This window comes from Streptomyces sp. NPDC056600 (assembly GCF_042792855.1).
GTDB lineage: Bacteria > Actinomycetota > Actinomycetes > Streptomycetales > Streptomycetaceae > Streptomyces.
On record NZ_JBHTVQ010000019.1, the window covers coordinates 93,626 to 99,926 of the forward strand.

Here is a 6,301-nt window from a genome sequence, read left to right on the forward strand (position 1 = left end):
GCCCGTGCTCAGAAGAGGAAGTACCGCTGGGCCATGGGCAGTTCGACGGCGGGCGTCGCCTCGACCAGCTGTCCGTCGATGTGCACGGCGAAGCTGTCGGGGTCGATCCGCACGTCCGGCAGGGCGTCGTTGACCCGCATGTCGGCCTTGGTGACCTGCCGCGTGGAGTCGATCACCGCCCACCGCTTGCCCAGGCCGAGCCGTTCCGGCAGTCCGTCCTCGATCGCCGCAGGGGCGACGAAGTTGACCGAGTTGGCGGCGGGGGCACGCCCGAGAGCCCCGAACATCGGGCGGGGCAGCACCGGTTGGGGCGTGGGGATGGAGGCGTTGGCGTCGCCCATCTGCGCGTAGGCGATCTGGCCGCCCTTGAGGACCAGATGGGGCTTGACACCGAAGAACGCCGGTTCCCACAGCACGAGGTCGGCGAGTTTGCCGGGCTCCACCGAGCCGATCTCGGCCGCCATGCCCTGGGCGACGGCCGGGTTGATCGTGTACTTGGCGACGTAGCGACGGGCGCGCAGGTTGTCGGCCCGGCCGTCGCCGGGCAGCGCGCCGCGCCGCTTCTTCATGACGTGGGCGGTCTGCCAGGTCCGCAGGACCACCTCGCCGACCCGGCCCATGGCCTGGGAGTCGGAGGAGATGATCGAGATGGCGCCCAGGTCGTGCAGGACGTCCTCGGCGCCGATGGTGGAGGGGCGGATCCGCGACTCGGCGAAGGCGAGGTCCTCGGGGACGGCCGGGTTGAGGTGGTGGCAGACCATCAGCATGTCGAGGTGTTCCTCGGTGGTGTTGACGGTGAACGGCCGGGTCGGATTGGTGGAGCTGGGCAGCACGTTGGGGTGCGAGACCACGGTCATGATGTCCGGGGCGTGGCCGCCTCCCGCGCCCTCCGCGTGGTAGGCGTGGATGCCGCGTCCGGCGATCGCGGCGAGGGTGTCGCCGACGAAGCCGGCCTCGTTGAGGGTGTCGGTGTGGAGGGCGACCTGTACGCCGGTGCGGTCCGCGGCGGTGAGCGCCGCGTCGATCGCGGCGGGGGTCGATCCCCAGTCCTCGTGCAGCTTGAGGCCGACGGCGCCGCCGCGGATCTGGGAGAGCAGCGCCTCCTGGGAGACGGTGTTCCCCTTGCCGAGCAGGCCGATGTTGAGCGGGTACGCCTCCATCGCCTCCAGCATCCGGGCCAGGTGCCACGGTCCGGGGGTGACGGTGGTGGCCTTGGAGCCCTCGGCGGGCCCGGTGCCGCCGCCGACGAGGGTGGTGACGCCGGAGGCGAGGGCCTCGTCGGCGATCTGCGGGCAGATGAAGTGGACGTGCGCGTCGACGGCTCCGGCGGTGAGGATCCGGCCGTTGCCGGCGACGATCTCCGTCTCGGGGCCGATCACCAGGTCGGGGTGGACGCCGTCCATGGTGTCCGGGTTGCCGGCCTTGCCGAGGGCGGTGATCCGGCCGTCCCTGATGCCGACGTCCGCCTTGACGACGCCCCAGTGGTCGAGGACCACCGCGCCGGTGATCACGGTGTCGGGGGCGCCCTCGGCGCGGGTGGTCCGGGACTGGCCCATGGACTCGCGGATCACCTTCCCGCCGCCGAAGACCGCCTCGTCCCCGGCGCGGCCGGGGCCGCCGCAGCGGTCCTCCTCGATCTCCACCAGCAGGTCGGTGTCGGCGAGCCGGATCCGGTCGCCGGTGGTGGGGCCGAACAGGTCGGCGTACGCGGCGCGCGACATCCGCCGGCCGGGAGGCGTCTCAGGCATCGAGCGGGCCCCCGGTCTCCCCGCGCAGGCCCGGCACCACGCGGTGTCCGGCCAGCGGCACGAGCTCGACCTCGACGGGGATGCCCGGTTCGAACCGCACGGCGGTTCCGGCGGCCACGTTCAGGCGGCGGCCCCGCGCGGCCGCGCGGTCGAAGTCCAGGCCGGGGTTGGCCTCGGCGAAGTGGTAGTGCGAGCCGACCTGCACGGGGCGGTCGGCCACGTTCAGCACGGTGGTGCGGGTGACCTCGCGGCCTTCGTTGAGGATCACGGGCGATTCCTCGAGGACGAACTCTCCGGGTATCACGGCGGCCCCTCTTCGTCAGACGATCGGGTCGTGGACGGTGACCAGCTTGGTGCCGTCCGGGAAGGTCGCCTCGACCTGGACGTCGGGGATCATCTCGGGGACGCCGTCCATGACGTCGTCCCGGGTGAGCACGGTGCGGCCGGAGCTCATCAGTTCGGCGACGGTGCGGCCGTCGCGGGCGCCTTCCAGCACGTGGGAGGCGATGAGCGCGACCGCCTCCGGGTGGTTGAGCCGCAGCCCGCGGGCCCTGCGCCGCTCGGCGACGTCGGCCGCCACATGGATGAGCAGCCTTTCCTGTTCGTGCGGAGTCAGTCGCACGGAGTCCCCCTCGGCAGTGGCCCGTTGGCGTGCCCGGAGGCTAGCGGCGGTGCGTTTCGACGGCGTTAACGGCGCCGGCGCCGGGAGGGGCGCGGCGCGCGGCCGCCGCGCGGCGGCGCGTACACCGCGTGCCCCCGGTCGTGGCCCCGCCGCCACCCCGGCGCGCCGCCTCTCAAACGCACCAGACGAAGTACCGTCGTTCGGCGTAGACGCTGGTCCTTCCGACGGACCCCGCGATTTGCCCCGCGCGCCTGGACGCCGGCGCCGGCCGGCCGTAGTGCCGCTGGTGAGAGCCTCGTAAGAAATGGTTACCGAGGGATACAGGCCACTTTGTCCACCCGAACAGCCCAATGGTGACGAAGTCCACAACACGCCCTCCAGGGATGATCCCGGGCCGCGAGTGCGTGAAGATCCTCCCGACGACAAGCCCCCGCCACCGCGGCGGGGCGGCCCGGGCGGACGCCGAATCCTGCCGCCGGCCGGGCGACGGGTCGACAGGAGTGGATCGGCAGGAGTGGAGGACCCGAGCACGACGGGCCGCCGGAACTCGTTCCGCGCGGTCCTTGGGGTGAAGCCGCCTTCGGGCGGCCGGGCTACTTCGCGGCCCGAATCCGACAGGTCATCCTTCACAGGCGGCTGTCGAAGGGTTGTGCATGACCGTGCCCAATCGAGTCCCGTCCCTGCTGACCCGGGCCGGAACCGCCTCGGTCCTGACCTTCGCCGCGTTCGGAGGCGGCGTCGCCGCTCCCGGCCTGGCGGCCGAGGCGCAGGCGGCCACCCTGGGCTCCAAGGCCCTGAAGGTGGCGGCCTCCAAGAAGGGAGCCCCCTACCGGTACGGCGCCACCGGGCCCTACTCGTTCGACTGCTCGGGGCTGACGCTGTACTCGTTCAAGAAGGCCGGCAAGACCCTGCCCCGCACCGCGGCGCAGCAGTACAACCGGTCCACCCACGTCTCGGCGTCCAGGCGCAAACCGGGGGACCTGGTCTTCTTCCACTCGGGTTCGTACGTCTACCACGTGGGCATCTACGCCGGCTCGGGCAAGCTGTGGCACGCGCCCAAGACCGGGGACGTGGTGCGTCTGCAGAAGATCTGGACCAGGAGCGTCTGGTACGGGCGGGTGCGCTGACCTCCCGCCTTCCGGACGCACGCCGCTCCGGCCCGTCGGCCCCGCCGTCGGCGCCGGGGCGGTTTTTCCGTCGCCCGGCACATCATGCGACGGCGCCCCAGGGGTACTCGTCTCCGGGTCGAGGCCCTCACCCGCGGGCCGCTTTGCCCGTCCTTTACCCTGGGGGTGCCACCGATCACGGTGATCCTGACATTCTCCCGAAAGGTGCGTGAGCGTCCGCCCATGGGCGAGCCTCCCAGTAGCAGCTCCGGCTGCGCCTTTTCCGCACGATCCCCCCTCCCCGGCGACCACAGGGGGGCGACCCCATGACCGAGGTCCTCCTCCTGCTCCTCGCGGTCCTGCTCTCGCTGGCCTGCGGAGCCTTCGTCGCGGCGGAGTTCTCCCTGACCACGGTCGAGCGCGCCGAGCTGGAGCGCGCCGCCGAGAAGGGCGACCGGGGCGCGGCGAGCGCCCTGAAGGCCGTGCGCAACCTGACCTTCCAGCTCTCCGGCGCGCAGCTCGGCATCACGGTCACCAACCTGGTGGTCGGCATGCTCGCCGAGCCGTCGATCGCCGCCCTCATCTCGGGGCCGCTCGGCGCGCTGGGCCTGTCCGAGAGCGCCTCGCGCTCGGTGGCGCTGGTGCTCGGAACCGCCCTGTCGACGGTCTTCCTGATGGTCGTCGGCGAGCTGGTCCCGAAGAACTGGGCGATCTCCTCCCCGATGGGCGTGGCCCGCAAGGTGGCGACGCCGCAGCGGGTGTTCAGCTCGGTCTTCGGCCCGTTCATCACCCACCTGAACAACACCGCCAACCGGGTGGTGCGCCGGATGGGCCTCGAACCCGCCGAGGAGCTGGCCTCCGCGCGCGGCCCGCAGGAGCTGGCCGCCCTGGCGCGCCACTCCGCGAAGCAGGGCGCCCTGGAGGCGGACACCGCGGAGCTGTTCGTCCGCACGCTGAACCTGGCGGAGCTGACCGCGGAGAACGTGATGACCCCGCGCGTCCAGGTGGTCGCCCTGGAGACCCAGGCGACCTGCGAGGACGTCGCCAACGCGACGCGCGCCACCGGACTGTCCCGCTTCCCGGTGTACCGGGGCAACCTGGACCGGGTGGTGGGCACCGTGCACATCAAGGACGTCATCGCGCTGCCCGCCGAGCAGCGGTCCCGGGTGCACGTCTCGGAGCTGCTGCGCGAGCCGCTGCTGGTGCCCGAGTCCCTGACCGTGGAGCGGCTGCTCGACCGGCTGTCCGGCGGGCGCACCATGGCCGTGGTGATCGACGAGTACGGCGGCACCGCCGGTGTGGTGACGCTGGAGGACATCGTCGAGGAGGTCGTGGGCGAGGTCCACGACGAGCACGACCCGTTCGAGACGCCCGACCTGGCGCCCGCCGGGACGGACGCCGACGGCCGCGCGGTCTACGACGCCGACGGCGCCGCCCGTACCGACCAGCTGGCCCGGATCGGGCTGCGCGCCCCGGACGGCCCCTACGAGACGCTGGCCGGACTGGTCGCCACCGCCCTGGGCCGGATACCGGCCGTCGGGGACGTCGTGGAGATCGAGGGCTGGCGGGCCGAGGTGCTGGACGCCTCCGGCCACCGGGCGGCCCGCGTGCTGCTGACCGCCCCGCCGGCCGACGCCGGCTCCGAGGGCGCCGACGCGGACACCGAGTCCGGCAGGAACGCCGGGAAGGGACAGGGAGCGACCCGATGACCGCCGTACAACTGCTGATCGGTCTGGCGACCCTGGTCCTGAACGCCTTCTTCGTCGGCGCCGAGTTCGCCATGATCTCGGTCCGGCGCAGCCAGATCGAGCCGCACGCCGAGGAGGGCGACCGCCGCGCCGTGCGGGTCATCTGGGGCCTGGAGCACGTCTCCGCCCTGATGGCCGCGGCCCAGCTGGGCATCACGCTGTCCACCCTGGTCCTCGGCGTGGTCGCCGAGCCCGCCATCGCGCACCTGCTGGAGCCGGTGTTCCACGCGGTGGGCGTGCCGGCCGGAGCGGGCCACGCGGTCTCCTTCGTGATCGCGCTGACCGCGGCGACGTACCTGCACATGCTGCTCGGCGAGATGGTGCCGAAGAACGTCGCGCTGGCCGAGCCGGTGCGCACGGCGCTGCTGCTCGGGCCGCCGCTGGTCGCCGTCTCCCGGGCGCTGCGTCCGGTGATCTTCACCGTCAACGCCTTCGCCAACGCCCTGCTGAAGCTGCTCAAGGTGGAGCCGAAGGACGAGGTCACGGCCTCCTTCTCGGACGCCGAGCTGGCGCAGATGGTCAAGGACTCCGGGGAGGCCGGCCTGATCGACGACCGGGCCCGGGAGCGCCTGAACGACGCGCTGGAGCTCGGCCGGCGCCCGGTGGGCGAGGTCCTGCTGCCGCTGGAGAAGGTGCGGTACGTGTCGCTGGGCGTCACCCCCGTCCAGCTGGAGGAGCTGTCCGCGGAGACCAAGTTCTCCCGCTTCCCGGTCGTCGACGACGAGCGCCGCATCATCGGCTACCTCCACGTCAAGGACGCCCTGGACGCGATGCCGCGGGACCTGCCGTTCCGGGTCCAGCACATGCGGCCGATCGCCCGGGTGCGGGAGAACACGCCGCTGGACGACGTGCTCACCGCGCTGCGTGGCAGCCGCACGCACCTGGCCGCCGTACTCGGCTCCGACGGCCGCCTCACGGGGCTGGTGACCATGGAGGACGTGCTGCGCGAGCTGTTCGGCCAGCCCGCCGCCTGAGCCGTCGGCCTCCTTCCGGTCGGGGGGGGGCCGCCGGGGCCCGGGGGCCCGGCCCGGTGGGGGCAGGCGGCCACGGGTGGCGGACCGTGTCTGCCAGCCGGCC

General features: G+C 72.8%; 6 protein-coding genes and 1 riboswitch. Of the genes, 3 read left to right on the forward strand and 3 right to left on the reverse strand.

Annotated features, from left to right (window positions below):
* Positions 1 to 8: 8 nt before the first annotated feature.
* From ACFRAV_RS12725 to ACFRAV_RS12735, 3 genes are read right to left on the reverse strand one after another with little or no spacing between them, the layout of a single operon-like run.
* Positions 9 to 1,721: an urease subunit alpha gene (locus tag ACFRAV_RS12725; protein WP_382554410.1), complete on the reverse strand. Its 1,713-nt coding sequence runs from the start codon at positions 1,719 to 1,721 to the stop codon at positions 9 to 11.
* 19 nt (positions 1,722 to 1,740) lie between these two features.
* A complete protein-coding gene (locus tag ACFRAV_RS12730) occupies positions 1,741 to 2,052 on the reverse strand; it encodes an urease subunit beta (RefSeq protein ID WP_382554380.1) in 312 nt (103 codons plus the stop codon).
* A 15-nt stretch (positions 2,053 to 2,067) separates the two neighbouring features.
* Complete coding sequence (locus ACFRAV_RS12735; RefSeq protein ID WP_382554381.1) at positions 2,068 to 2,370, reverse strand: urease subunit gamma; 303 nt, start codon at positions 2,368 to 2,370, stop codon at positions 2,068 to 2,070.
* A gap of 450 nt (positions 2,371 to 2,820) precedes the next feature.
* A riboswitch (cyclic di-AMP (ydaO/yuaA leader) is annotated at positions 2,821 to 3,021 on the forward strand.
* A 2-nt stretch (positions 3,022 to 3,023) separates the two neighbouring features.
* On the opposite strand from ACFRAV_RS12735, the gene ACFRAV_RS12740 reads away from it, so the two are divergent.
* The 3 genes from ACFRAV_RS12740 to ACFRAV_RS12750 all read left to right on the forward strand — a co-directional run bounded on the left by ACFRAV_RS12740 (position 3,024) and on the right by ACFRAV_RS12750 (position 6,198).
* The gene (locus ACFRAV_RS12740; RefSeq protein ID WP_382554383.1) at positions 3,024 to 3,497 is read left to right on the forward strand and encodes a C40 family peptidase; all 474 of its coding nucleotides are present in this window, start codon (positions 3,024 to 3,026) and stop codon (positions 3,495 to 3,497) included.
* 305 nt (positions 3,498 to 3,802) lie between these two features.
* Positions 3,803 to 5,185: a hemolysin family protein gene (locus ACFRAV_RS12745; protein WP_382554386.1), complete on the forward strand. Its 1,383-nt coding sequence runs from the start codon at positions 3,803 to 3,805 to the stop codon at positions 5,183 to 5,185.
* Positions 5,182 to 6,198: a hemolysin family protein gene (locus ACFRAV_RS12750; RefSeq protein WP_382554389.1), complete on the forward strand. Its 1,017-nt coding sequence runs from the start codon at positions 5,182 to 5,184 to the stop codon at positions 6,196 to 6,198. Before ACFRAV_RS12745 ends, ACFRAV_RS12750 begins: the two co-directional genes overlap by 4 nt.
* Positions 6,199 to 6,301: the final 103 nt, after the last annotated feature.